This is a genomic window from Knoellia terrae (assembly GCF_048606435.1).
Classification (GTDB): domain Bacteria; phylum Actinomycetota; class Actinomycetes; order Actinomycetales; family Dermatophilaceae; genus Knoellia; species Knoellia terrae.
In genome coordinates, this window is record NZ_JBMBWH010000011.1 from 84,540 (window position 1) to 108,616 (window position 24,077).

32 protein-coding genes are annotated in these 24,077 nt (G+C 72.6%); 21 read left to right on the forward strand and 11 right to left on the reverse strand.

What is annotated here, in order from left to right:
* Window positions 1-29: 29 nt before the first annotated feature.
* Complete coding sequence (gene mshD / locus ACOJV9_RS14595) at window positions 30-938, reverse strand: mycothiol synthase (RefSeq protein WP_420185946.1); 909 nt, start codon at window positions 936-938, stop codon at window positions 30-32.
* Complete coding sequence (locus ACOJV9_RS14600) at window positions 935-1,642, reverse strand: response regulator transcription factor (RefSeq protein WP_420185947.1); 708 nt, start codon at window positions 1,640-1,642, stop codon at window positions 935-937. Before ACOJV9_RS14600 ends, mshD begins: the two co-directional genes overlap by 4 nt.
* A 20-nt stretch (window positions 1,643-1,662) precedes the next feature.
* On the opposite strand from ACOJV9_RS14600, the gene ACOJV9_RS14605 reads away from it, so the two are divergent.
* Together ACOJV9_RS14605 and ACOJV9_RS14610 are read left to right on the forward strand one after the other, a co-directional pair.
* Window positions 1,663-1,935 (forward strand): MoaD/ThiS family protein, encoded by a 273-nt coding sequence (locus ACOJV9_RS14605; protein ID WP_420185948.1) that lies wholly within the window; start codon window positions 1,663-1,665, stop codon window positions 1,933-1,935.
* A 16-nt stretch (window positions 1,936-1,951) separates the two neighbouring features.
* Window positions 1,952-2,791: a hypothetical protein gene (locus ACOJV9_RS14610; protein WP_420185949.1), complete on the forward strand. Its 840-nt coding sequence runs from the start codon at window positions 1,952-1,954 to the stop codon at window positions 2,789-2,791.
* A gap of 37 nt (window positions 2,792-2,828) precedes the next feature.
* On the opposite strand, the gene ACOJV9_RS14615 is transcribed toward ACOJV9_RS14610, so the two are convergent.
* Window positions 2,829-3,209, reverse strand: coding sequence for a DsrE family protein (locus ACOJV9_RS14615; protein ID WP_420185950.1), 381 nt, complete (start codon window positions 3,207-3,209; stop codon window positions 2,829-2,831).
* Window positions 3,210-3,244: 35 nt separating this feature from the next.
* Here ACOJV9_RS14615 and ACOJV9_RS14620 point away from each other — a divergent pair, with 35 nt between their 5' ends.
* Window positions 3,245-3,754 carry a heme-binding beta-barrel domain-containing protein gene (locus ACOJV9_RS14620; protein WP_420185951.1) on the forward strand — a complete coding sequence of 170 codons (510 nt, stop codon included), beginning with the start codon at window positions 3,245-3,247 and terminating at the stop codon, window positions 3,752-3,754.
* A 21-nt stretch (window positions 3,755-3,775) separates the two neighbouring features.
* Here the strand turns inward: ACOJV9_RS14620 and ACOJV9_RS14625 are convergent, their stop codons facing one another.
* Complete coding sequence (locus ACOJV9_RS14625) at window positions 3,776-4,804, reverse strand: LCP family protein (RefSeq protein WP_420185952.1); 1,029 nt, start codon at window positions 4,802-4,804, stop codon at window positions 3,776-3,778.
* A 57-nt stretch (window positions 4,805-4,861) separates the two neighbouring features.
* On the opposite strand from ACOJV9_RS14625, the gene ACOJV9_RS14630 reads away from it, so the two are divergent.
* The 3 genes from ACOJV9_RS14630 to ACOJV9_RS14640 all read left to right on the forward strand — a co-directional run bounded on the left by ACOJV9_RS14630 (window position 4,862) and on the right by ACOJV9_RS14640 (window position 7,218).
* Complete coding sequence (locus ACOJV9_RS14630; protein WP_420185953.1) at window positions 4,862-5,281, forward strand: Fur family transcriptional regulator; 420 nt, start codon at window positions 4,862-4,864, stop codon at window positions 5,279-5,281.
* Window positions 5,278-6,312, forward strand: coding sequence for a CAF17-like 4Fe-4S cluster assembly/insertion protein YgfZ (gene ygfZ, locus ACOJV9_RS14635; RefSeq protein WP_420185954.1), 1,035 nt, complete (start codon window positions 5,278-5,280; stop codon window positions 6,310-6,312). Before ACOJV9_RS14630 ends, ygfZ begins: the two co-directional genes overlap by 4 nt.
* A gap of 63 nt (window positions 6,313-6,375) precedes the next feature.
* Window positions 6,376-7,218: a beta-keto acid cleavage family enzyme gene (locus ACOJV9_RS14640; protein WP_420185955.1), complete on the forward strand. Its 843-nt coding sequence runs from the start codon at window positions 6,376-6,378 to the stop codon at window positions 7,216-7,218.
* Window positions 7,219-7,293: 75 nt separating this feature from the next.
* On the opposite strand, the gene ACOJV9_RS14645 is transcribed toward ACOJV9_RS14640, so the two are convergent.
* The gene (locus ACOJV9_RS14645) at window positions 7,294-7,797 is read right to left on the reverse strand and encodes a DUF4395 domain-containing protein (RefSeq protein ID WP_420185956.1); all 504 of its coding nucleotides are present in this window, start codon (window positions 7,795-7,797) and stop codon (window positions 7,294-7,296) included.
* Between the two features lie 155 nt (window positions 7,798-7,952).
* On the opposite strand from ACOJV9_RS14645, the gene ACOJV9_RS14650 reads away from it, so the two are divergent.
* The 5 genes from ACOJV9_RS14650 to ACOJV9_RS14670 all read left to right on the forward strand — a co-directional run bounded on the left by ACOJV9_RS14650 (window position 7,953) and on the right by ACOJV9_RS14670 (window position 10,902).
* Window positions 7,953-8,321 (forward strand): helix-turn-helix domain-containing protein, encoded by a 369-nt coding sequence (locus ACOJV9_RS14650; RefSeq protein WP_420185957.1) that lies wholly within the window; start codon window positions 7,953-7,955, stop codon window positions 8,319-8,321.
* A 54-nt stretch (window positions 8,322-8,375) separates the two neighbouring features.
* Window positions 8,376-9,041 (forward strand): hypothetical protein, encoded by a 666-nt coding sequence (locus ACOJV9_RS14655; RefSeq protein ID WP_420185958.1) that lies wholly within the window; start codon window positions 8,376-8,378, stop codon window positions 9,039-9,041.
* A gap of 103 nt (window positions 9,042-9,144) precedes the next feature.
* Window positions 9,145-10,134 (forward strand): asparaginase, encoded by a 990-nt coding sequence (locus tag ACOJV9_RS14660; RefSeq protein ID WP_420185959.1) that lies wholly within the window; start codon window positions 9,145-9,147, stop codon window positions 10,132-10,134.
* The gene (gene dtd, locus ACOJV9_RS14665) at window positions 10,135-10,569 is read left to right on the forward strand and encodes a D-aminoacyl-tRNA deacylase (RefSeq protein ID WP_420185960.1); all 435 of its coding nucleotides are present in this window, start codon (window positions 10,135-10,137) and stop codon (window positions 10,567-10,569) included.
* A gap of 9 nt (window positions 10,570-10,578) precedes the next feature.
* On the forward strand, window positions 10,579-10,902 hold the full coding sequence (locus tag ACOJV9_RS14670; protein ID WP_420185961.1) for a DUF2516 family protein: 324 nt from the start codon (window positions 10,579-10,581) through the stop codon (window positions 10,900-10,902).
* Here the strand turns inward: ACOJV9_RS14670 and ACOJV9_RS14675 are convergent.
* On the reverse strand, window positions 10,887-11,705 hold the full coding sequence (locus ACOJV9_RS14675) for a class I SAM-dependent methyltransferase (protein WP_420185962.1): 819 nt from the start codon (window positions 11,703-11,705) through the stop codon (window positions 10,887-10,889). The genes ACOJV9_RS14670 and ACOJV9_RS14675 overlap by 16 nt on opposite strands.
* 94 nt (window positions 11,706-11,799) lie before the next feature.
* On the opposite strand from ACOJV9_RS14675, the gene ACOJV9_RS14680 reads away from it, so the two are divergent.
* Genes ACOJV9_RS14680 through ACOJV9_RS14695 form a run of 4 tightly spaced genes read left to right on the forward strand, consistent with a single transcriptional unit; the run spans window position 11,800 to window position 15,161 of the window.
* On the forward strand, window positions 11,800-12,561 hold the full coding sequence (locus tag ACOJV9_RS14680; RefSeq protein ID WP_420185963.1) for a hypothetical protein: 762 nt from the start codon (window positions 11,800-11,802) through the stop codon (window positions 12,559-12,561).
* A gap of 23 nt (window positions 12,562-12,584) precedes the next feature.
* Window positions 12,585-13,898, forward strand: a complete 1,314-nt coding sequence (gene mshA, locus ACOJV9_RS14685) for a D-inositol-3-phosphate glycosyltransferase (protein ID WP_420185964.1) — start codon at window positions 12,585-12,587, stop codon at window positions 13,896-13,898.
* Window positions 13,895-14,416 (forward strand): YbjN domain-containing protein, encoded by a 522-nt coding sequence (locus ACOJV9_RS14690; protein ID WP_420185965.1) that lies wholly within the window; start codon window positions 13,895-13,897, stop codon window positions 14,414-14,416. The genes mshA and ACOJV9_RS14690 overlap by 4 nt, the downstream gene beginning before the upstream one ends.
* A gap of 10 nt (window positions 14,417-14,426) precedes the next feature.
* Window positions 14,427-15,161, forward strand: a complete 735-nt coding sequence (locus tag ACOJV9_RS14695) for a phosphoglyceromutase (RefSeq protein WP_420185966.1) — start codon at window positions 14,427-14,429, stop codon at window positions 15,159-15,161.
* A 28-nt stretch (window positions 15,162-15,189) separates the two neighbouring features.
* On the opposite strand, the gene ACOJV9_RS14700 is transcribed toward ACOJV9_RS14695, so the two are convergent.
* The 3 genes from ACOJV9_RS14700 to phoU form a co-directional block, all read right to left on the reverse strand.
* Window positions 15,190-16,512, reverse strand: coding sequence for a hypothetical protein (locus ACOJV9_RS14700; protein ID WP_420185967.1), 1,323 nt, complete (start codon window positions 16,510-16,512; stop codon window positions 15,190-15,192).
* A 1-nt stretch (window position 16,513) separates the two neighbouring features.
* Complete coding sequence (locus tag ACOJV9_RS14705) at window positions 16,514-17,044, reverse strand: SigE family RNA polymerase sigma factor (protein WP_420185968.1); 531 nt, start codon at window positions 17,042-17,044, stop codon at window positions 16,514-16,516.
* Between the two features lie 104 nt (window positions 17,045-17,148).
* On the reverse strand, window positions 17,149-17,856 hold the full coding sequence (phoU, locus tag ACOJV9_RS14710; RefSeq protein WP_420185969.1) for a phosphate signaling complex protein PhoU: 708 nt from the start codon (window positions 17,854-17,856) through the stop codon (window positions 17,149-17,151).
* Between the two features lie 189 nt (window positions 17,857-18,045).
* Between phoU and ACOJV9_RS14715 the strand changes: the two genes are divergently transcribed.
* Both ACOJV9_RS14715 and ACOJV9_RS14720 read left to right on the forward strand, forming a co-directional pair.
* Complete coding sequence (locus tag ACOJV9_RS14715) at window positions 18,046-19,233, forward strand: sensor histidine kinase (protein ID WP_420185970.1); 1,188 nt, start codon at window positions 18,046-18,048, stop codon at window positions 19,231-19,233.
* The gene (locus ACOJV9_RS14720) at window positions 19,230-19,910 is read left to right on the forward strand and encodes a response regulator (RefSeq protein WP_420185971.1); all 681 of its coding nucleotides are present in this window, start codon (window positions 19,230-19,232) and stop codon (window positions 19,908-19,910) included. The genes ACOJV9_RS14715 and ACOJV9_RS14720 overlap by 4 nt, the downstream gene beginning before the upstream one ends.
* Here ACOJV9_RS14720 and map read toward each other — a convergent pair.
* Both map and ACOJV9_RS14730 read right to left on the reverse strand, forming a co-directional pair.
* Entirely contained in the window at window positions 19,907-20,689 is a 783-nt protein-coding gene (map, locus tag ACOJV9_RS14725) for a type I methionyl aminopeptidase (protein WP_420185973.1), read from the reverse strand. The genes ACOJV9_RS14720 and map overlap by 4 nt on opposite strands.
* 22 nt (window positions 20,690-20,711) lie before the next feature.
* The gene (locus ACOJV9_RS14730) at window positions 20,712-21,299 is read right to left on the reverse strand and encodes a hypothetical protein (protein ID WP_420185974.1); all 588 of its coding nucleotides are present in this window, start codon (window positions 21,297-21,299) and stop codon (window positions 20,712-20,714) included.
* 232 nt (window positions 21,300-21,531) lie between these two features.
* Here ACOJV9_RS14730 and ACOJV9_RS14735 point away from each other — a divergent pair, with 232 nt between their 5' ends.
* Genes ACOJV9_RS14735 through ispF form a run of 4 tightly spaced genes read left to right on the forward strand, consistent with a single transcriptional unit; the run spans window position 21,532 to window position 23,998 of the window.
* A complete protein-coding gene (locus ACOJV9_RS14735; protein ID WP_035938524.1) occupies window positions 21,532-22,014 on the forward strand; it encodes a CarD family transcriptional regulator in 483 nt (160 codons plus the stop codon).
* Window positions 22,015-22,071: 57 nt separating this feature from the next.
* The gene (gene ispD, locus ACOJV9_RS14740; protein ID WP_420185975.1) at window positions 22,072-22,737 is read left to right on the forward strand and encodes a 2-C-methyl-D-erythritol 4-phosphate cytidylyltransferase; all 666 of its coding nucleotides are present in this window, start codon (window positions 22,072-22,074) and stop codon (window positions 22,735-22,737) included.
* Window positions 22,734-23,504: an SDR family oxidoreductase gene (locus tag ACOJV9_RS14745; RefSeq protein ID WP_420185976.1), complete on the forward strand. Its 771-nt coding sequence runs from the start codon at window positions 22,734-22,736 to the stop codon at window positions 23,502-23,504. Before ispD ends, ACOJV9_RS14745 begins: the two co-directional genes overlap by 4 nt.
* Complete coding sequence (gene ispF / locus ACOJV9_RS14750) at window positions 23,501-23,998, forward strand: 2-C-methyl-D-erythritol 2,4-cyclodiphosphate synthase (protein WP_420185977.1); 498 nt, start codon at window positions 23,501-23,503, stop codon at window positions 23,996-23,998. Before ACOJV9_RS14745 ends, ispF begins: the two co-directional genes overlap by 4 nt.
* Window positions 23,999-24,077 lie beyond the last annotated feature (79 nt).

Below are 24,077 nucleotides of genomic sequence, written 5' to 3' on the forward strand. Positions count from 1 at the left end.
TGCTCTCCCTCGTCGTGGACCGGGTCACTCTACGGCGCGGGCGGACGACCGTGGACGACGTGCAGCACGGCGTCCTCGAAGCCGGCGCGGCGGTACGTCGCCAGCGCGCGCGTGTTGTCACCGTCCACGTAGAGCTCGATCCTCTCGACGCCCAGCCGGGCGAGGTGCGCGGTCCCCAGTCCCGTGAGCGGTCCGGCCAGGGCGCGACCCTGGTATGCCGGGTGCACCCCGACCACGTACACCTCTCCCGTCGTCGAGCCGGGCTCGCGCTTGGTCCAGTGGAAGGCGGCCAGCGGGTGGGCGCCGCCGTCCTGCGTCGTCGTGGTGTCCTCGACGAGGAGGAAGCCGGAGGGGTCGAACCAGTCCTGGGCCATCCGGTCCTGCAGGTCCGCCAGCGTGAGCGAGCCCTGCTCCGGGTGCGAGGCGAAGGCGAGCCGGTTGACGTCGAGCCAGGCCTGCTCGTCGCGACCGGGCTCGAACGTGCGGACCGAGAAGCCCTCCGGCAGCGTGGGTTCGACCTCGTCGCCGTCGCGGACCGCCCGCTCCATCACGTGCAGCTCCCGGGTCGGCACGAGGCCCTCGGAGGCGGCCAGGGCCCGTGCCGCAGGCAGGTCGCCGTGGGCCCACACCCCGGTCGCCCCGCCGTCGAGGACGGCCCGCAGCAGCGCCCGACCGACCCCGGCCCGACGTGCACTCGGGTCGACCACGAGCTCGGCGGCCCCGGCCGCGTCACGCCCGGCGTACCCCACGGGACCGGGCCGGCCGGCATACGCCAGGAGGTGGGTGACCGACGCACGGGGCGAGGTGAGCGCGAGCCGGAAGGCCTCGGAGACCGCATCGATGCCGTCGGCGTCGGCGGCACGCGCGGCGAGGGCCCGCACCGCGCTGACCGCGTCGTCGGGGAGGTGGGTCGCCTGCTCGATCCGCACGTCGCTCACGAGGTGGCGACCTCGCTGGCCGTGGCCTCGGCCTCCTCGGGGACGAAGCGGTAGCCCACGTTGCGGACGGTGCCGATGAGCGCCTCGTGGTCGGAACCGAGCTTGGCGCGCAGCCGGCGGACGTGGACGTCCACCGTACGGGTGCCCCCGAAGTAGTCGTAGCCCCACACCTCCTGGAGCAGCTGGGCGCGGGTGAAGACGCGGCCCGGGTGCTGCGCAAGGTACTTGAGCAGCTCGAACTCCTTGTAGGTGAGGTCGAGGACGCTGCCCCGCAGCCGCACCGAGTAGGTCGCCTCGTCGATGACCAGCGCGCCCGCCGTGATCCGCACGTCGTCCTCGACGGCGTCGCCCTCGAGGGCTCGGGCGACGGCCAGCCGGAGTCGTGCCTCGACCTCCGCCGGTCCGGCGGTGTCGAGCAGGACGTCGTCGATGCCCCACTCGGGCGTCAGGCCGGCGAGCCCGCCCTCGGTGAGCACGGCGAACAGCGGCGCCGACAGCCCCGTCGTGCGGATCACCCGGCAGAGCGAGCGCGCCATCGCCAGCTCACGGCGGGCGTCGACGAGGACGGCGTCGGCCTTCGGTGCGTCGATGAGGGCGGTGGGCTCCGCCGGGAGGATGCGAACATGGTGGGTCAGCAGGCCCAGAGCCGGCAGCACCTCGGCGCTCGGCGCCAAGGCGTTGGTCAGCAGCAGGAGGTGGGCCATCCAGCACAGAATAGGTGGACATGACCACGACGGACGGCTCCCACCGCGTCATGAGACCGGTGACCCTGCGCTACTGGGCGGGCGCCCGCGCCGCTGCCGGCGTCTCCGAGGAGACGCTGCACGTCGGCCCGCTCGTCGGTGACGTCCTCGACGCTGCCGTCGAGGCGCACCCTGCGCTGCGCGAGGTCGTGGCGGTCTGCTCGGTGCTCGTCGACGGGCGCTCGGTCGGCCGCGACGTCGAGGTCGCCGAGGGCACCGTCGTCGAAGTGCTCCCGCCCTTCGCCGGGGGGTGATGGCAGGATGCCGACCGTGGATGCGCCCGAACCCGTGAGCGAGTCGCGGGCCGCCCGACGGGCCGCCCGCGAGGAGCGACGCCGCAACCCGGTCCTCCCGCCCATCGCCACCGAGCGGCGGGTCGCCGTCGTGCTCGCGACGGTCGTCTTCGCTGCCCTGCTGGCCCTTGCGACGACCGCCGACCACGCCCTCGGTGCCGCGGCCATCGCGTGGGGCGGGCTCGCGCTCGCCTGGGGATGGCCCGAGCTGCTCGGCTCCTCGAGCCGCTTCGGTTCCTCGTTCGCGATCGGGCTGGCCGGCGTCGCCGCGCCCGCCGTCGTCGCCCTGACCCCGGACGCGCCCTACCTGCGGCACGTGCCCGTCGTCGTGGCCGCGGCCATTCTCGCGATGTTCCTGCACCAGATCCTGCGCCGCGACGGACGGCCCCGCCTCACCCAGTCGGTGTCCGTCGGTGCCGCGGGGATCGCCGTCGCCGTCATCGGTGCCGCGTGGGTGCCGCTGGGCCGCATGCTCGGCGGGCCCGAGGTCGTCGTCGTCGTGGCCACCGCCCTCGGGCTGTCCGCCGTCGCCGACCTCGCCGCCCCGCTCGACCGGGCCCGGCGGTGGATGCTGCCGGTCGCCGCGGCGCTCGGCGTGGTCGCGGGCGGCGTGGGTGGGCTGCTCCTCGAGGAGGTCGGGGTGACCGCCGGGGTCGTCCTCGGCGTCGTCGCGGCCGGCCTGGCGCACGCCACGCGACGCGTGCTGTGCGTGCTGCCGCCCATCCGCGGACTGCGCGGGCAGCTCACGGCGGCCGCGGCGTCCGTGCTCGTGGTCGGTGTCCCCGTCTCGGTCCTCGCCAGCGTCCTCGTCGGTTGAGCCGACCCCGCCCGGTGGGCAAACGGTATACGCCGGGTCAGTAGACGACGGCCTGCACGTCCGGGCGCAGGATCTCCTCGACGTAGGCGGCGGCACCTCGGATCACCGCCGGCTCCAGGAGGTCCTCGGGGCCGAGGTCGCGGCGTGCGGCGCACTGCCCGCAGACGGTCACGCTCGCCCCCGCGAGGAGGGAGTCGCGCAGGTCCGCCAAGGGAGCGCCGTGGGGGAGGGCCAGCTCCTCCGCGCGACCGGGAACCGCGACCCAGGTCGCGTCCCCCGTGAGCCACAGGCTGACCTCGGCCCCGGCGGCGAGCGCGGTCGCCGCGACGGTCAGGCCCTGGTTGAGGCGCTCGAGCTCCTCGGCGCCGCAGGTGATCTTGACGACGAGCGGCCGGACGGTGCTCGAGGCGTGGGCCATGGGTCCTCCTCTGGTCTGCGACTACGATCCCATCCGTGGCCTTCCATCTCGACACCAACCTCCCGAACGAGCTCGCCCCCCTCGCCTGGCTCATCGGCAAGTGGGCCGGTGCCGGGGTCGTCGGCTACCCGACGATCGAGTCGGCCAACTTCGGCCAGGAGATCACCTGCTCGCACGACGGCCGGCCGTTCCTCGCCTGGCACAGCCGGACCTGGCTGCTCGACGACGCGGGCGAGAAGGTGCGCCCGCTCGCGACGGAGGTCGGCCACTGGCGGCCCGTGCCCGAGACGCCCGACGGGACCAACGTCGAGCTGCTGCTCACCCACCCGACCGGTGTCGTGGAGATGTATGCCGGTCACGCCCAGCCGGCGAAGGTCGAGCTCCGCACCGACGGCGTGATGCGCAGCCCGCACGCGAAGGAGTACAACGCCGCCCACCGCATGTACGGCTACGTCCAGTCCAACCTGCTGTGGGCCATGGACATGGCCGCGGTGGGGCAGAAGCTGCAGTCGCACGTCTCCGCGGAGCTCAAGCGCGTCGAGTAGGGGCCGCCTGCCGACCGCTGGTCAGGGGGTGACGGACACGTCCGCGTACTCGTCCATCGTGTCGGTGCGCAGCGCCTTGCCGAGCGCGGCCATCGCGGTCTCGTCGAGGAGCTCGATGGAGCCGCCGTCCGGAGCCGTGCCGAAGCCCGTGAAGGGTGCGGTGATGAAGACGACGTCGCCGCTGCGGATGTTGCGCATCGCGAACGCCTCGCTTCGCATGGTCGAGACGGTCATGTCCTTGTCGACGACGAGGTTGTCGGTGGCGGCGTCGAGGAAGCGGGTCAGCGTGATCGGGTTGGTGATGACGTCGACGCTGATCGCCTTGAGCATGAGGGCCTTGATGAACGCCTGCTGGCGACGGCCCCGGGAGATGTCGCCCTCGGAGAGCTGGTAGCGCTCACGCACGAAGGCCAGGGCCTGCTCGCCGTTGAGGTCGTTGAAGCCCTCGCGCACGGCGAAGCCGCCCTCGTCGCTCGCCTCCTCGGCGTAGACCCGGACGCCCCCGACGGCGTCGGTCATCGAGCGGAACCCCTCGAAGTCCGTCCTGGCGACGTGGTCGATCTTCACGCCGAGGAGGTTCTGCATCGTGCTGACGAGCAGAGGGGCTCCGCCGTAGGCGTAGGCGGCGTTGATCTTGTCCTTGCTCCGCCCGGGGATGGGGACATAGAGGTCGCGGGGGAAGTGGATGAGCTGGACCGCGCTCTTGTCCTGCGGCACGTGCGCCAGGACGATGACGTCGGAGCGGCTGGCGGACTCGCCGGGACGCGCGTCCGACCCGATGATGAGGTAGTTCTTGCCGACCGCCGTCTGCGGGATCTCCACCGTCGACCCGTCCGGGAGGGTGGCCGACGCCGCAGCCCTGGGCAGCAGGTCCTCCTGGGTGATGTTGCCCGACACCTTCTGGTTGAGGAAGACGACGAACCCACCCACCGCGACCAGCGCCAGGGCGAGCAGCGACGCGATGAAGACGAGGATCCTCCGCCCGGCCCGCGACCTCCTGGGCGGGGCGGTGGCGGAGCGGCTGTCCTCGTCCGGGAACACGTCTAGCACGCGGCCAGTGTAGGTGCGGGATTCTCGCCCCACCGGCGACCGGCATACATTGGAGTGGTGAGTGACCTCGGCACCCGGCTCCGTGCCGCCGGCAGGCGGCTCACGCCCCAGCGCCAGCAGGTCCTCGACGCCGTGGCGGTCCGCGGGCACGCGACGCCCGAGCAGATCGTCGAGACGGTCTCCGCCGGCGGGGCCGCGCCGATGGCCCTGTCGACGGTCTACCGCTCGCTCGAGGCGCTCCAGGAGCTCGGCCTCGTGAGCCACACGCACGTCGACCACCGGGTCCCCAGCTACCACCTCACGAGCCACGCCACCCACGTCCACGTCGTCTGCCGGAGCTGCGGCGCCGTCCAGGAGGCGCCGACCAGCGTCGCCGACGACCTCGTCGCCCGCCTCGACGAGCAGCTCGGCTTCGACGCCGACGTCACCCATGCCGCCATCCACGGCCTCTGCCGCACCTGCAGGAAGCAGCCATGACCGACACCACGACGACCACCCCCACCTCTCCGCTGCTCGCCCGCCCCGGCGCCGTGGCGGGGGAGGGCGCCGACGCCGGCGTCGCCGCGCACTACGGCGACCCCGGGCGCGAGCAGCGACTCCTCGAGGAGGGTCTCGCCGTCGTCGACCTGTCGCACCGCGGGATCGTGCGGGTCGGCGGTCCGGACCGGCTGACGTGGCTGCACTCGATGACCTCGCAGCACCTCAGCGGGCTCGCGCCGCGGCAGTCCGCCGAGTCGCTCGTCCTCTCGCCCAAGGGGCACGTGGAGCACGCCCTGCACGTCGTCGACGACGGCGAGGCGGCCTGGATCACGGTCGAGCCGGGCACCGCCCCCGCCCTCGCGGCGTGGCTCGACTCGATGCGGTTCATGCTGCGGGTCGAGGTCACCGACGTCACCGACGCGTATGCCGTCCTCGGCGAGCCGCTCTCGGCCGCCAGTGCCGAGGGTGAGTGCCTCGCGTGGGTCGACCCGTGGCCGGCCCTCGTGGGTGACACCGCGGCATACGGTCCGGAGACCGGGCACCCGGGCGAGTCGCGGCGCTGGCGCGAGCTCGTCGTGCCCCGTGCGGACCTCGAGGCGGCCGTCGGGGACCGGCCGCTCGCCGGCACGTGGGCGGCAGAGGCGCTCCGGGTCGCGGCCTGGCGCCCCCGGCTCGGCTTCGAGACCGACCACCGCACGATCGCCCACGAGGTCGACTGGCTGCGCACGGCCGTCCACCTGCACAAGGGCTGCTACCGCGGGCAGGAGACCATCGCGCGGGTGCACAACCTGGGCCGTCCTCCCCGGCGCATCGTCTTCCTCCACCTCGACGGGTCCGGTCACCTGCTCCCCGGTGCCGGATCGCCCCTCACGCTGGACGGCCGCGAGGTCGGCCGGCTGACCAGCGTGGCCCGGCACCACGTGGACGGGCCGATCGCGCTGGCCGTCGTCAAGCGCAACATCCCCGTCGACGCGGATCTTGTGGCCGAGGGCGTCGCCGGGGCGCAAACCGTCATCGTCACCCCCTGACCACCGCAGGATCTGCGTCTCCCGGGTCGCTCGCCGCTCCGGCGTCCTGACACACTGGCGCGCATGGCTCCCGCAGCGTCCGCGACCCTCATCACCGTCGCCCCCACCGGGGCCGAGCACGCCAAGGCCGACCTGCCGCAGCTGCCCACGACGCTCGACGAGCTCGTCGAGACCGCACGCACCTGCGAGCGGGCCGGCGCGGCGCTCATCCACCTCCACATCCGCGATGGCGAGCACCGGCCGACGCTCGACGCCGGGCGCCTGCGGGCGGCGGTCGAGGCGATCCGCTCCGAGACCGACCTCATCGTGCAGCTGTCGACCGGGGGCTCGGTGCACGACCCGCTCGAGCAGCGGCTCACCGTGCTCGACGCCGAGCCGGACTCGTGCAGCCTCACCTGCGGGACGACGAACTTCGGCGACGACGTCTTCCTCAACCCGTGGGGGTTCATGTCCGACCTTTACGTGCAGGCGCAGGAGCGTGAGGTGGTGCCGGAGTTCGAGCTCTTCGAGCTCGGCCACGTCCACGCGCTGCGCCGGCTGATCGACACCCACGGGCTGCCGTTCGGCGGCAGGGTGCACGTCGACTTCGTCCTCGGCGTGCCCGGCGCCATGCCCGGGACGCCGGCCGCCCTGCTCGCCGGGGTCGCCATGCTGCCCGACGAGGTCACGTCGTGGTCGGCCACCGGCATCGGTCGCACCCACCTGCCGGTGCTCGCCGCGGCGCTGTCGGCCGGTGGCCACCTGCGGGTGGGCATGGAGGACAACGTCGTCTTCGCCCGTGGCCAGGAGGTGCGGCACAACGTCGAGCTGGTGTCCCGGGCCGCCGAGCTCGCGACGACGATGCAGCGCCCGCCGATGACGACCGCGCAGGCCCGCGAGCTCCTCGGCATCAAGCCCCGCCGCTGAATCCCCGACTTATTGCCAGTTCGGGTCAGGCTCGCTGGCGCTCACCCGACCCGAACTGGCAATAAGTGGGGGGTTTCAGGCGGGGGAGGGCTGGCGGGCGCGGAGGGTGAGGTCGTGGCAGGCGGCGCAGGTCTCCTCGGGCACGACGCCCAGCCGCATGAGGTGGCCGAAGGCCCAGCACCCGGCACAGAAGCCCAGGGCCGACTCGAGGGTGGCGAAGACGACGAGCACCCCGAGCAGCCCCGAGGCCACTCCGGTCGCACCGAACCCGAGGGCCGCCACGGCGGCACCCGCGCTCACGACGAGGCCGACCGCCTGCGCGAACCGCTTCGGCGGCCCGGGCACGAGCCGTGGAGCCCCGAGGGGCGGTGCGACGACGTGCACCGCCAGCCGCCCGAGCGGGCTGAACCGCGGTCCGGCCGCCACCCGCAGGGCGAACCCGAGGGCGAGCACCACCGTGAGCCCCCACTGCTGGGTGGCGAGCGTGACGACGCCCAGGACGACCACCCCGGCGGCGACGACGCGCGCCGCCTTCTCGTTGACCGGGTTGGGGAAGGTGAGCACACGCGGCAGGGGCATAACGCAAGGTTAGGCCGGTCCCAAGCGCACGGCATACTCATCTCACCGTCGGAGACTCCCTGCGCGCTGCCGACGGCGGCCGGGAACGGGCGTGTGGCGGGACTCACGCTTGCCACGGTTTGCATTCTGCTAACTGGAGCAAGCAGAATCGACCCATGAGCAGGAACCCGCTGAACGACCTCGCCGGACTCGGCGACTACCTGCGGGAGCAGCGTCAGTCGCACAGCCTGTCGCTGCGTCAGCTCTCCGAGCTCGTCGGCATCTCCAACCCCTACCTCTCCCAGATCGAGCGAGGTCTCAAGCGTCCCAGCGCCGAGATCCTCCAGCAGCTGGCCAAGGGACTGGAGGTGTCCGCCGAGACGCTCTACGTCAAGGCAGGGATCCTCGACGAGCACCCCGTGCCCGTCGCGCCGACCCCCACCGTGCGGGACGCCATCGCTGCCGACCCCGACCTCACCGACCGTCAGAAGGTGACGCTCATCGACGTCTACGACTCGTTCGTCCGCGCCGACGCCAAGCCCTGACCGGCTCGACGCGCCCCCAGAACCCCCCACCACCCACCTCACCCAGGAGTGATCATGGCTGCCAGCACCGCCACCAGGACCAACACCACCCCGCTGTTCGCCGTCGTCGGCGCCACGGACCTCGCCGTCGAGCGCGCCCGTGAGGCCCGCCTGCGCGCCGACAAGGTCCGCAGCGAGCTCGCCCCCGCCGCCGTCCAGACCCGCGCACAGGTCGTCCTCGACGAGGCCAAGGCCCTGCCGACCAAGGCCCTCAACTCGGGCGTCGCGACCGTCGACCAGGTCGCCAAGGGCTACGAGGACCTCGCCGACCGTGGCGAGAAGCTCGTCACCCGGATCAAGAACCAGAAGGCCACCAAGGACCTCGTCGCCCAGGCCGAGACGACCCTCGCGCTCGGCAAGGGTGCCGTCACGACCGCCCGCAAGGCCGTCCTCGACATCCGCACGTCTGCTCTCGCGACGCTCACCACCGGCCGCCACGAGGCCGCCCACGTCGCCGAGATCGTCATCGACACCGTCGCCGAGGACGCCGAGGTCGCCGCGACCGACATCAAGGCCGCCGCGAAGCGCACCCGCACCGCCGCCAAGCGGACCAACACCACGGCGACCAAGGCTGCCAAGCGCACGACCTCCTCCACCAAGGCCACCACGACGAGCGCTCGCAAGACCGCCGCCACCACCACCAAGGCGACCGCCAAGGCCGCAGAGAAGGTCGGCGACTGACCTCCTCACCTCCCGGGGAGCACCCCCTGATGCCGCGCCGCCCCACCCGTGAAACGAACCCCGGGTGGGGCGGCGCCGTCGGGAGGTACGAGAGGATGCCCCGGTGACCTCCACGACGCCTCCCGCCCAGCCCACCCCTGCCGTGCTCGACGACGCCCCCGTGCTGGCCCACGCGGTGCGCGGCGGCTTCGTCGAGTCCGTGCACCGCGCCAGCGTGGCCGTGACCGCCGCCGACGGCTCCGTCGAGCTCGAGCTCGGCAGCGCCACCGACCCGGTCTTCCCGCGGTCGTCCAACAAGCCGGTGCAGGCGCTCGCCATGGTCCGCCACGGGCTCGACCTCGCCCCCCACCACCTCGCGCTCGTGTGTGCCAGCCACTCCGGCGAGGACTTCCACCTCGAGGCGGTCCGCGAGATCCTCGCCGGCGCCGGACTGTCGGTGGCCGACCTGCGCAACACCCCCGACTACCCGGTCGACGAGCAGGCCCGCCTGGCCTGGGTCCGCGCCGGTCACGAGAAGCAGTCGCTCGCCCAGAACTGCTCGGGCAAGCACTCGGGCATGCTCGCGACGTGCGTGGCCAACGGCTGGGACCACACGGCATACCTCGAGGTCGACCACCCGCTGCAGCGCGCCTGCGACGAGACCCTGGCCGAGCTCGCGGGGGAGCCCGTCGCCGCCTCCGCGGTCGACGGCTGCGGCGCCCCGGTCATGGCGGTCTCCCTTGCCGGTCTGGCCCGTGCCTTCGGCCGCATCGCCTCGGCGCCCGCCGGCACCGACGAGGCCCGCGTCGCCGACGCCATCCGCACCTCCCCCGAGTACCTCGGCGGCAGCCGCCGTGACGTCACGACGTTCATCCAGCGCACCCCCGGTGCGATCGCCAAGGACGGCGCAGAGGCGGTGTATGCCGTGGGGCTGGCCGACGGTCGCGGCATCGCCCTCAAGGTCGCCGACGGCGGCCAGCGGGCCCGCACGGTCATCCTCGCCGCGGTCCTGCGCCGCCTGGGAGTGGAGTCCGGCGCCATCGACGCCCTCGAGGACGCGCCGATCCTGGGCCACGGCGAGCCGGTCGGCTCGGTCGTCGCCGTGGGCATCTGAGTGCGGGCGGTCCTCCAGCGGGTCTCCCGGGCCGCCGTCGTCGTCGACGGAGAGACCGTCGGCGAGATCAGCGAGCCCGGGCTCTTCGTCCTCGTCGGGGTCGGGCACGACGACGGGCCCGCCGAGGTCGAGCTCGTCGCCCGCAAGATCGCCGACCTGCGGGTGCTCGAGGGTGAGCGGTCGGTCACCGACGCCGGCGCCCCCGTCCTCGTCGTCAGCCAGTTCACCCTGCTCGCCGACACAAGCAAGGGGCGACGCCCGTCGTGGAACGCCGCGGCCCCCGGCGACGTCGCCGAGCCGGTCGTCGCCCAGGTCGTGGAGGCGCTGCGCGGGCGAGGCGTCACCGTGGCGACCGGTCGCTTCGGTGCGCACATGGACATCGAGATGGTGGCCGATGGACCGGTCACGATCGTCGTGGACACCTCCGCGCCGTAGGCTGGCGCCATGTTCAACCTCGGACAGGCCCAGGGCTACGTCATGCTCGTGCTCACGCTGGCGGCGCTGGTGCTCGAGGTGTTCGCCTTCGTGCACGCCCTGAGGACGCGGCCGGACGCGTTCGTCGCCGCCGGCAAGCGCACCAAGCAGTTCTGGATGGCCGTGACCGGCGTCGCCGTCCTGCTCGGATTCGTCTCCCTCGGCGGGCTCGGCCTCCTCGCGATCCTCGGGGTGGTGGCGGCCGGGGTCTACCTCGCGGACGTCCGCCCGGCCGTCGAGACCGTCCAGGGGCGCGGCAACAGCTCGAACCAGGGGCCCTACGGACCCTGGTGACCCAGCCGACCTGAGGCCGGCGCGACCGCGTCCCACGAGACGGTGAGCTCGCCGAGCCGCCACCGTGCCGGGCCGTCGAGGATCGGCCACCCGCTGTCGCGCATGGCCTGCGCCGTGGCCAGGAACCGTTGTCGCACACCGTATGCCGCGTGCACGGCGCTGCGGGCCCACTGCCGGTCGAGCTCGGTGAGGTAGTCGTGGACCGGCTCTCCCGGCACGTTGCGGTGGATGAGCGCCTTGGGCAGGCGCTCCGCGATGACCGACGGCGTCTCCAGTCCTCGCAGCTGCCACGACATCGACAGGCTCATGGGCCCGTCGACCGACACGGCCACCCAGGTCGCCAGGCGGCCCAGCTCGTCGCAGGTGCCGTCGACGAGCAGCCCCTCGGGGGCGAGCCGCCCGAGCACGGTGTCCCAGGCCCCGGCGACCTCGTCCTCGGGATACTGGCGCAGCACGTTGAACGCCCGCACCACGGTGGCCCGGCGCCCGTCGAGCGGCACCTCGAAGCCACCCAGCCGGAAGCTCAGACCCGGCCGCGCCAGCAGCGCACCCGCGGCCACCCGCCCGGGGTCGATCTCGATCCCCACGACCTCGACGTCGGGCCGCACCCGCGACAGGCGGGCGTGGAGCTCGACCGCCGTCACCGGTGACGCCCCATAGCCCAGGTCCACGACGACCGGCGCCGTCGCCGACCGGCGCAGCCGCCAGGCCGCCGGCCCGGCCAGCCAGCGGTCGCAGCGCCGGAGCCGGTTGGGGTTCGTCGTGCCGCGGGTGATCGCGCCCACCGGTCTCGTCCGCGCCACGGCCCCCAGACTACGAGGAGCGGTCCGTCGTCCCCGCCGGCGCACCTAGGCTGGCGGCGTGCGCCTATGGGGAGTGCGCGGCGACGACCGCGACGTGAGTCGGAGCATGGTGGCGCTCGTCGCCAGCCTCGCCGCCGCGCTCGCGCTCGGCACGTCGACCTGGCTCCCCGTCGTCCTGCGCACCGACATCGGGCTCGTCGCCGTCGAACCGGGGCTGCTCACCGTGCACCCCGACGCCCGGGGGATCGCCACCCTGGGGCGGGGCTACACCGTCGCGGCCTACCAGTCGGGCTTCCGCGTGTCGGCGAGCAGCGGCCCGCTGGTCGACACCATCACTCGCGGCTCACCGGTGAGCGCCGTCGTGGGCGAGGTGACCCGAGGCGAGGACCACCCGCGCGAGGACGTCGAGGCCACCCTCGACCACGTGCGGATCGACGAGGTCCGCATCGAACCGGGGCGGGCGGCCTACCTCGGTGAGATCTACGCGGAACCCGACGGGGGAGGCCACGAACGGCGTATGCCGCTCCGCCTCACGTTCGTCCTCACGACGGCGGGGGTCTTCATGAGTGCCCACGTGCAGGGCGCGGACGGCGTCGTCGTCCACCTCGACTCCATGCCGGCGACGGCCGGTCTTCCTCCGGCGCTGCCCGACCTCAACCTGCGCAAGCGGGGCTGGTGGGTCGTGACGTCGGCGGGGGAGCAGCGGGCCTTCACCTCGGCCAGGCGGGCCGTCGTGGGCATCGGTCCGGCCGTCCGCACCCGCGGGCTCGACCTCCGTCCGGACGGTCGGCTGGACGTGCACGTCTGGTCCAACCGCGCCACCCTCAACCTCAGCGGCGTGCCCCGTCCGGGCTGAGGCCTGCGTGACACACTGACGCGATGACGACCGACGAGCCCGGGGTGTGCCGTCGCGTGGCCATGGTCTCGGTCCACACCTCACCCCTCGCCCAGCCGGGGACCGGTGACGCGGGCGGCATGAACGTCTACGTCCTCGAGTCGGCCAGACGGCTGGCCCGGCACGGTGTCGCGGTCGACATCTTCACCCGCCGGACCAGCGCCTCCGACGCCCCCGTCGTCGAGGTCGAGCCCGGACTGCTCGTGCGCCACATCGCCGCGGGTCCCTACGAGGGCCTCGACAAGGAGGACCTGCCCGGGCAGCTGTGTGCCTTCGCCGCCGGCATGATGCGCGTCGCCGCCCAGGCGCCCGAGGGGCACTACGACCTCGTCCACTCGCACTACTGGCTCTCGGGCCAGGTGGGGTGGCTCGCCTCCGACCGCTGGGACGTGCCGCTCGTCCACACGATGCACACGATGGCGCGCGTCAAGAACCTGCACCGGGCCGACGGCGACGCCCTCGAGCCGCGTGGCCGTGAGATCGGGGAGGCGCAGGTCGTGGAGGCCGCGGACCGTCTCGTGGCCAACACCGCCGACGAGGCGCGCGAGCTGATCACGCACTACGACGCCGAGGCGGCCCGCGTCGAGGTCGTGCACCCCGGCGTGGACCTCGACGTGTTCCACCCCGGCGACCGCACGCAGGCGCGCGCCGCCCTGGGCGTTCCCGAGGACGCGGTGCTGCTCCTCTTCGTCGGGCGCATCCAGCCGCTCAAGGGTCCTGACGTGCTCCTCCGGACCGCAGCCGCGCTCGTCGACCGTGACCCCTCGCTGCGGAACCGCCTCCTCGTCGGGGTGCTGGGTGGCGCCAGCGGGATCGCGGTGCGCACCCCGATGACCCTCGACCGCCTCGCCGACGAGCTGGGCGTCGCCGACCTCGTGCGGTTCGTCCCGCCGACCGACCGCGACACCCTCGCCTCCTGGATGCGCGCCGCTGACGTCGTCGCGGTGCCGTCACACAACGAGTCGTTCGGCCTCGTCGCGGTCGAGGCGCAGGCGTGCGGCGCCGTCGTCGTCGCCACCCGGGTGGGTGGGCTGCCGACCGCCGTCGGCGACGGCGGGGTGCTCGTCGACGGGCACGACCCGCACGTCTGGGCCGAGGCGGTCGAGGGGGTCCTCAAGGACCCCGTGCGGCGGGCCGAGCTGTCGCGGCGCGCCGTCGAGCGCTCACGCGACTTCGGGTGGGAGGCGACCGCCGCGCGTCTCGCCGCGGTCTACGAGGCGGCGCTCACCACCCCGCGCCGGACCTCGATCGACGATGCCGACGTGCTGGCCGGCATCCCCACGGCGGTGATCCCGTGACGACCCGCCACGACCTCGCGACGGTGGTGCAGACCTTCCTCGACGGCAGCGAGGTCGAGTGGGAGGCGGGCGCGAGGGCGGGCGAGTTCGTCGTCACGCTGCCGGGGGAGAAGAAGCTGAGGACGGTGGTCTCGCTCGTCGCCGGAGGCGACCTGTCCGTGTCCGCGTTCGTCATCCGCAACCCGGACGAGAACCACGAGGCGTTCTACCGCACCCTCCTGCGACGCAACCTCCGCCTGCCCGGCCTGGCGTATGCCGTCGACGGCACCGGTGACGTCTACGTCACCGGTCGTGTCCCGGCGAGCGGCGTCGACGACGACCAGCTCGACCAGCTCCTCGGGGTCGTCCTCGAGGCGGCCGACGCGCCGTTCAACGAGCTGCTCGCCCTCGGCTTCCTCAGCTCGATGCGCAAGGAGTGGGAGTGGCGGGTGTCGCGAGGCGAGTCGCTGCGCAACCTCGAGGCCTTCCGGTCGATCCTCCAGCGGGAGGGCGACCCGCCGCCGGAGCAGGCTCACTAGGCTGAGGCGCATGGCACACACCCTGATCCTGCTGCGGCACGGCCACTCCGACTGGAACGCCAAGAACCTCTTCACCGGATGGGTCGACGTCGACCTCAACGACCAGGGTCGGGAGGAGGCCGTCCTCGGCGGGAAGCTGTTGAAGGACAGGGGAGTCCTGCCCACCGTGGTGCACACCTCGGTGCTGCGCCGGGCGATCACGACCGCGAACATGACGCTCGACGTCGCCGACCGCCACTGGATCCCGGTGCGGCGCGACTGGCGCCTCAACGAGCGGCACTACGGAGCACTGCAGGGACTCGACAAGGCGGCGACGCGGGAGAAGTACGGCGACGAGCAGTTCATGCTGTGGCGCCGCTCCTTCGACACCCCCCCGCCCGAGATCGAGGTCGGCTCGGAGTTCGACCAGAGCAGCGACCCGCGCTACGCCGGGATCGAGGTGCCCCGCACCGAGTGCCTCAAGGACGTCATCGTGCGGATGATGCCCTACTGGGAGGGGCCGATCCAGGACGACCTGCGCGCGGGCGAGACGGTGCTCGTCGTCGCCCACGGCAACAGCCTGCGGGGCCTCGTGAAGCACCTCGACGGCATCGGCGACGAGGACATCGCCGCGCTCAACATCCCGACCGGCCAGCCGCTCGTCTACGAGCTCGGCGACGACTTCATGCCCACGAAGCCCGCCGAGTACCTCGACCCGGAGGCGGCGGCCGCGGCCGCGGCCGCGGTGGCGAACCAGGGCCGCTGACCCGCCAGCTCACCTGCGTTGGGTCGCGTCAGGATGCGACCTCGAACGGGTCCGTCATGGGAGCCGTCACAGCGAAGGTGCCGACCGATGTGCCGCCTTCGAGAACCTCGAACCGGGAAGCCCAGAAGTCCGTCGGCGACACCGGGAGGGAGAAGCTGGCGAAGTGGCCCGTGATGGGGATGACCGCCGACGTGGTGCCCCCTGACACGACACGCAGGCCGGAGCCGCTGGCAACGAAGACGCGGACCTTCGTCGGTGCGGTGGGGAGGGCGGGTTCCTTGATGCTGGTTCCGTTGGCCGAGATCAGGAGGGGGACAGCTTCCGCCCGGCGGGCATCGATGGGTCCACCGAGATTGATCGACCGCTCCGCATCGGCGCTGCGGAGCACCGCTGTCCGCAGGATCTGCCCTCCAGGAAGCCGGCTGTGCATGACGAGGAGCGTCGGTCGAGGGGTGTCCGAGGACGTGGCCTCCGCCGTCGCGATCTCGTGGGGAACCTCACCGTTGAAGAGCGTGGTGGTGCTGATCTGGGCGGGGTCCAGTCCAAGGGTCCGTGCGATGTCGGCGGTCGTTCGGGCCTCGATCGCCGCACGCGGGCCCGTGCAGCCGTCCTCGCACGGGTTGAGCGTCGTCTTCTCTGCCTCCTTCGTGAGCGGGAGCACCGACCCCACGAACGAGCCCAGGCGGAGGCGCGTCAGGGGAGTGAGCGCCGTTCTGCCGATACCTCCGGTCAGGGGGAGCTTCTCCCAGGAACGGGTCACGGTGCCGTCCACCGCGATCCTGGGCGTGCCCGAGACCTCGGCCGAGGTGCGGTCCGGCGTCGTGACGATGACGAGTGAGTCGCCGGCGCCCACCCTGAGCAGGCTGTCCTCGCGGATGTTCGGGGCTTCGAGCTGGTGACGCAACGACAGGTCTCCCCCCGCAGCGCCGCGCGGACCCGCAGCGATGATGAGCTGGTCGCCGCGAACGAGAAACGCCACCCGCCTGGTGTCGACGTCCTCGACGAAGACAGCGCGTCCGTCGAACTTGTCCTGCGCGGCATCGACCAGGTCCCTGTTGCCGGCCAGAGCGCCGCGAAGGGGCCACGTCCTCACGGAGTTCCACGCCTTGTCGCTCGAGCCGGGCAGCTGGTGCTGACCGGACGGGAGGGCGTCACTGCCGACGCGACCCATCATGCTCGGGACGCCGATCGCGATGGCGGCAGCAGCGGCAACGACCCCGACCCCCACGACACGGCGGTGGCGGCTGCGGCCGACGGCAGCAGACACTCGGGCATACGGGTCGGTCTCGCCAGACGCGACGGTGGCCGCCACATCCTGCAGCGACTCCCGGAGCTGGGTCTCGATGCTCATCTCAGGCTCCGTTCTTCTGGAGTTCGGAAGGGGTGGGACTGGGGTCGCCGAGGACGGTGCGCATCCGCCCGAGGCCGCGTGAGGTCTGGCTCTTGACCGAGCCGACGGAGACGCCCAGAGCGTGGGCCGTCTCGGCCTCGGAGAGGCCGTCGTAGAACCGCAGCACGATCACGGCCCGCATGCGCGGTGGCAGCGAGTGGAGCGCCCGGATGAGGGCATCCCGGTTGTCGACCCCGGCATAGGCGTCTCGAGAGTTCCGGTCGGCGTGCGCCGGGATCTCCCCGAGGTTCTCCGCGACCCGCTTGCGCCGCCACCAGGACGTCGACTCGTTGACGAGGGCGGCTCGTGTGTAGGCATACGGCGAACCCTCCCGATGCACCTTGCGCCAGTGACGGTGCACCTTGACGAGCGTCTGTTGCACGAGGTCCTCGGCCCGACCGACGTCGCCGGTGAGCAGGAAGCCGGCCCGCACGAGACGGGACCACTCGCGCGTCACGAACTGGGCGAATGCCGCCTCGTCGTCTCGGTCCACGTCCCCATCCTCACGTCGATCGCGCCCCTGTCACCCAGGAGAACGCGACCTGCGCGCCAAAGGTTGATCCTCCACCCCGCCTTTCGCTGTGCGGGAGGAACGGGTCAGGGGGTGGTGGTCTCCGGGTGGGCCTGGTCGTCCTCGTCGTCCTCGTGGCTGGACTCGCTGTCGGCCCCGTGCTCACCGGTGACGAGGAAGATGACCCGTCGGGCCACCGACACGGCGTGGTCGGCGAAGCGCTCGTAGTAGCGGCCGACGAGGGTGAGGTCGACCGTGGTCTCGGCGGGGTGGTTCCAGGAGTCGGCCGAGAGCTGCTCGAAGAGCCTGCGGTGCAGGTCGTCCATCGCGTCGTCGTCGCGCTCGATCTGCTTGGCGGCCTCGACGTCGCGGGCGGCGATCACCGAGCCGGCCTTGGTGACGATGCGCTCGGCGACCTGGCCCATCTCGAGGATGATCGAGCGGAGCTCGGGCGGCACCGCGGAGTTCGGGTAGCGGAGTCGGGCGACCTTGGCGACGTGCCGGGCGAGGTCGCCCATGCGCTCGATGTCGGCGCTCATGCGCATGCTCGTCACGACCATGCGCAGGTCGGTGGCGACCGGCTGCTGGAGCGCGAGCAGGTCGAACGAGAGCAGGTCGAGCTCCTCGCGCAGCGCGTCGATCTCGGCGTCGGCGCCGATGACCGACTCGGCAAGCTGGACGTCGGCGTCGAGCAGCGCGGTCGTCGCCCGTGCCATCGCCGAGCTGGCGAGCCGGGTCATCTCGACGAGGGCCTCGGTGACCCGGTCCAGCTCCTCGTGGAATGCCTTGCGCATGTGCTCCCTCTCGACATCGGTGACCACCTCCTGGCCCGGCGGGCGCGACATGTGGGAGGTGACCGACGTCGGCAGCGTGGCACGAGGTGGTGAACAGGCGTCAGCAAGGAGGTGAACATCTCCCTCCACCTGACCCTGACGGCCTGCCGGGTGGGTCGGAGCCATCTCCCGCCCGTCTACGCTGGTCAGGTGGATCCGACGCTCGCCGCGGTGCTGGGTGGTTGCCTGGGGCTCGTCATCGGGGCCGTGGCGGTCGCTGCCAGCCGCTTCAGCGAGCGCACCTTCACGACGATCCCGCCGCCCGCCGATCCCCCCACCCTCCCGGCCGGCGTCGGCGACGTGCTCGCGGTCCTGCGCTCGATCGCGATCGTCCTCGACACCTCGGACGCCGTCGTCAACAACTCGGCCTCCGCGGTGAGCTACGGGCTCGTGCGCCACGGTGAGCTCGTCCACACCGAGCTCCGCCAGCTCGCGCGGCAGGCTCGACGCGACGGCGAGATCCGTGAGGTCGACCTCGAGCTGTCGCGTGGCTTCGGCGCGACGACCAACGCCTTCATGCGCGCCCGCGTCGCCCCCCTCGGCGCGCAGCACGTCCTCATCCTCGCCGAGGACCACACCCATGCCCAGCGCGTCGAGGAGGTCCGTCGCGACTTCGTCGCCAACGTCTCCCACGAGCTCAAGACGCCGGTCGGCGGCATCGCGCTGCTCGCCGAGGCCGTGCTCGACGCCCGTGACGACCCCGAGGCCGTCTCCCGCTTCGCCGCGCGCATCCAGGTCGAGTCCACCCGCCTCACCCGGCTGGTGCAGGAGATCGTCGACCTCTCCCGGCTCCAGACCGCCGACACCCTCCACGAGCCCGAGCTCGTCGAGATCCCGCTCGTCGTCGCCGAGGCGGTGGACCGGGTGCGGGTCGCGGCCGAGTCCCGGCAGATCACCCTCGAACCGGTGGCCGACGAGCGCGCGTTCGTCTTCGGCGACGGCGACCTCCTCGCCACCGCCGTGGCCAACCTCGTGTCCAACGCGGTCAACTACTCCGAAGCCGGCACCCGCGTGGCCGTGGCGGCACGCCGGGTGGGCGACACCGTGGAGATCACCGTCTCCGACCAGGGGCAGGGCATCCCGACGCCCGAGCAGGAGCGGATCTTCGAGCGCTTCTACCGCGTCGACGCCGCCCGCTCCCGCTCCACCGGCGGCACCGGCCTCGGCCTGGCCATCGTCAAGCACGTCTGCGCCACCCACGGCGGCGACGTGTCGGTGTGGAGCGAGGAGGGCCACGGCTCCACCTTCACCATGAGACTTCCCGCGGCGTCCGGCCGGCCCGCGGCACACCCCGACCGGCACGCGGTCGGCACGGCACAAGGAGATCAGCAGCGATGACCCGCATCCTCGTCGTCGAGGACGAAGTGTCCTTCTCGGACCCGTTGTCCTACCTCCTGCGCAAGGAGGGCTACGACGTGAGCGTGGCCGAGAACGGCATCGACGCCCTCGCCGACTTCGACAGCGCGGGCGCCGACCTCGTCCTGCTCGACCTCATGCTCCCCGGGCTGTCCGGGGTCGACGTGTGCCGGGCGCTGCGCCAGCGCTCGAGCGTGCCGGTCATCATGCTGACCGCCAAGGACAGCGAGATCGACAAGGTGGTGGGCCTCGAGCTCGGCGCCGACGACTACGTCACCAAGCCCTACTCCTCGCGGGAGCTGCTCGCTCGGATCAAGGCCGTGCTGCGCCGGCTCAGCGAGCCGGAGGAGCTCCTGCCCGCGACGCTCGAGGCGGGCCCGGTCCGCATGGACGTCGAGCGGCACGTGGTCACGGTCGGTGGCGCGGCGACGGCCTTGCCGCTCAAGGAGTTCGAGCTGCTCGAGATGCTGCTGCGCAACACCGGACGGGTGCTGACCCGGATGCAGCTCATCGACCGGGTGTGGGGGAGCGACTACGTCGGCGACACCAAGACCCTCGACGTCCACGTGAAGCGGCTGCGCGCCAAGGTCGAGCCGGACCCGGCGAACCCCAAGCACATCGTCACGGTGCGGGGGCTGGGCTACAAGTTCGAGGCCTAGCCCGCCGGCGAGGTCGGCAGCGTCAGGATCTCCGCCCCGTCCTCGGTGATGGCGATGGTGTGCTCGCTGTGGGCGGTGAGGCTGCCGGTGGCGCTGCGCAGCGTCCACCCGTCGGGGTCCGTGACGAGCTCGTCGGTGTCGGCCATGACCCACGGCTCGAGCGCCAGCAGCAGCCCGGGTCGAAGCCGGTAGCCGCAACCGGGGCGACCCGTGTTGGACACGTGCGGGTCCTGGTGCATCGTCGAGCCGACACCGTGCCCGCCGAACTGGGTGTTGACCGGGTAGCCGGCCTCGGTGAGCACCGAGCCGATCGCGTGCGAGAGGTCGCCGACGCGCGCGTCCGGGCCGGCGGCGGCGATGCCCGCAGCCAGCGCCCGCTCGGTCGCGTCGATCATCTCGGTGCTTCCCGGCAGCGGCGAGTCGCCCACGACGAAGCTGATGGCCGAGTCGGCGACGACGCCTCCGAGCGAGACCGCGAGGTCCAGGGAGAGCAGGTCACCGTCGGCGAGGGTGCGGTCGTGGGGCAGCCCGTGCAGCACGGCGTCGTTGACCGACGTGCAGATGTAGTGGCCGAACGGACCGCGACCGAACGACGGCTCGTAGTCGACGTAGCAGGAGACGGCGCCGGCCTCGAGGATCCTCGCCTTGGCCCACCGGTCGATGTCGAGGAGGTTGGTGCCGACAACGCTGCGGCTCCTGAGCGACTGGAGGATGTCGGCGACGAGGGCGCCGGTCTCGCGGGCGCGCGCCAGCTCGGCAGGCGTGAGGATCTCGATCATCGCGAGGAGGCGCTCGTGCGCCTCAGCTGCTGGGGCTGGCCGAGGGAGACGGGGTGGCCGACGGCGAGGACGCGGGCTCGCTCGGGCTGGCCGAGGGCGAGGGGGCCGGTGCGGACTCGCTCGGAGCCGCCGACGGCGCGGAGTCCTCGTAGTAGCCGAGCGCCGGGAGGACGGGAACGGTGACGACGTTCTGGCCACTGCCGGGAGTGGAGACCTGCAGCGGCACGACGTCGCCGGGCGCCGCGGGGACGCTCGCCAGGGGGACGGCGGTCTCGCCGCCGAGCGCCAGGGTCGCGCCGGGCTCGACCGAGACGGGCGTCGGTGCCGCACCGCCTCCCGTCCCGATGGTCACGTCCACGACCTCGGTGCCGTTGTTGACGAGCTGGCCGACGACCGAGCCCGGACCGTCCTTGGCGTCCGCGACGACGAGCACGCCGCGCAGGGCCAGGTCGCCGAAGGTCGCGTTGATGCCGTCAGCGGGCTGGTAGACGTAGTTGGTCTGGACGGGGGAGAAGATGGCGCACCCACCGAGCAGCGTCGAGCCCAGCGCCGCTGCCGCCAGGGCAGCGCGGAGGCGGTGGCGGGAGGTCGTCAGGGCTGCGGTCGTCACGGGTGACAGCGTAGCCATGCCGGTGCGTCCCGTGGTGCACGGTGGGCCGGACGGGACCCCGCTGGGGTGGCCACCCACCGCCGCAGGCATGCAAAGGACGTTGTGTCAAGACCCGATGTCGGTGCCGCCCAACGGTTTTCAGCGCGCTGACCTGCACGTATGCCGTGCGCTCCGATTCCGGTTGTCGGTGCCGGCGTGTTAAACTAGGGGTCGCGAAAGGGGCATCATCCATATGGTTTTCAAGGTCGGCGAGACGGTCGTGTACCCCCACCATGGGGCTGCACGCATCGAAGAGATCAAGAAGCGCACCGTCCGTGGCGAGGAGAAGCTCTACCTCAAGCTCAAGGTGGCCCAAGGAGACCTCGTCATCGAGGTCCCGGCAGACAACTGCGACCTGGTCGGCGTCCGTGACGTCGTCGACAAGGCCGGGCTCGAGAAGGTCTTCGAGGTGCTCCGCGCCCCGTTCGCCGAGGAGCCCACGAACTGGTCGCGCCGCTTCAAGGCCAACCTCGAGAAGCTCGCCTCCGGCGACGTCATCAAGGTCGCCGAGGTCGTGCGTGACCTGTGGCGTCGTGACAAGGACCGTGGACTGTCGGCCGGCGAGAAGCGCATGCTCTCCAAGGCCCGCCAGATCCTCGTGTCCGAGCTCGCGCTCGCGGAGAAGACCGACGAGGACAAGGCCGAGTCCATCCTCGACGAGGTCCTCGCGTCCTGAGCGTGGTCTGACATTCCTCCCGGTCCCCTCGACGGCGACGAGCGCCGTGTCGGGGTCGTGGGTGTCGTCCTCGTGGCCGCCGGCCTGGGAACGAGGCTCGGGGCGGAGCAGCCCAAGGGTTTCGTCCGCGTCGCCGGTGTGACGTTGGTCGAGCACGCCATCAGGCGCGCCCTCGGCTCCGCGACCACCGGACAGGTCGTCGTCGTCGCGCCCGCCTCCCACCTCGGTGAGGCGGGCGCGCTGCTGTCCGGAGACCCGCGAGTGAACGACGTGAGCGTCGTCGCGGGCGGTGACCAGCGCAGCCGCTCGGTCGCCGCGGGACTGGCGGCGCTGCGCGAGGACGTCGACGTCGTCCTCGTCCACGACGCGGCCCGCTGCCTGGCGCCCTCCGACCTCTTCGACCGCCTCGTCGACGCGGTGCGAGCCGGTCACGACGCGGTCGTCCCCGGGCTGCCCGTCGCGGACACGATCAAGCAGGTCGACGCGGAGGGCCGCGTCGTGGCGACGCCCGAGCGCTCCCGGTTGCGGGCCATCCAGACGCCGCAGGCGTTCCGTCGCTCGGTGCTCCAGGCGGCTCATGCGGCGGGCGGGGACGCCACCGACGACGCGGCACTGGTCGAGCGGGCCGGCGGCACGGTCCTCGTCGTCGACGGCGACGAGCTGGCCTTCAAGGTCACCACGCCCGCCGACCTCGACCGAGCCGGCCGTATCCTCGGCTCGTGAGCCAGCTTCCCGTCGCCCTGATCACCGGAGGTGGCACGGGCATCGGCGCGGCCACCGCACGCCGTCTCCTCTCCGACGGGTATGCCGTCGTGGTCGCGGGGCGTCGCCGCGACCGCCTCGACGCCGTCGTCACCGAGCTCGGGGAGGCGGCATCGGCCGTGCAGCTCGACGTCACGGACGACACCAGCGTCCGCGACGCGGTCGCGGGTCTGACGCGTCTCGACGTCCTCGTCAACAACGCCGGCGGGGCGCTCGGCCTGGGCCCGGTCGAGGACGGTGACCTGGCCGAGTGGGAGGCGATGTACGCCACCAACGTCCTCGGCACCGTCCGGATGGTGCAGACGGCCCTGCCGCTCCTGCGCCGCTCCCCCCACGCCACCGTCGTCAACATCAGCTCCATCGCCGGTGAGCGGGTCTACGCCGGGGGAGCCGGCTACGTCGCGGCCAAGCACGGCGAGTCGGTGGTCTCCGAGACGTTGCGTTTGGAGCTCAACGGTGAGCACGTCCGGGTCGTCGACATCCGGCCGGGCATGGTGCAGACCGAGGAGTTCTCGCTGACCCGGCTGCACGGGAACCGCGAGGCGGCCGACAAGGTCTACGAGGGCGTCGACCGGCCGCTCGTGGCCGACGACGTGGCGGCATGTGTCGCCTTCGCGGTGGGTCTGCCCCAGCACGTCAACATCGACACCCTCGTCGTCAAGCCCGTGGCCCAGGCAGCGCCCCACCTGCTGCACCGCGGTCCCATCGACTGGCGGGAGAAGCCGTGACGGCCCCCCTGCCTCGCACCGGCATCGGCGTCGACGTCCATGGCGTGGCACCCGAGGGCTCGGCGCGCGAGCTCTGGGTGGCAGGTCTGCACTGGCCGGGGGAACGCGGGCTCGACGGGCACTCCGATGCCGACGTCGCCGCGCACGCCGCCTGTGACGCCCTCTTCTCGGCAGCCGGCATCGGCGACCTCGGCCAGCACTTCGGCACCGACCGGCCGGAGCTCGCCGGTGCGTCGGGCGTGACGCTGCTGGCCGAGGCGGCCCGCCTGGTGCGGGCCGCGGGCTTCGAGATCGGCAACGTCGCCGTGCAGGTCGTCGGCAACCGGCCCAAGGTCGGCACCCGCAGGGCGGAGGCGGAGGCAGCGCTCTCGCAGGCCTGCGGGGCGCCGGTGTCGGTCAGCGGCACGACCACCGACGGCCTGGGTCTGACCGGTCGCGGTGAGGGGCTCGCCGCGATCGCCACCGCCCTCGTCGTGGCGCCTGCTGCGTTTTGAAGCTCCGCGCGGTAACGTCACCGGCGGGGCGGCAGTCGCGACTGGGGCGGCCGGCATACCGATGTCGATGGGTGGAGGA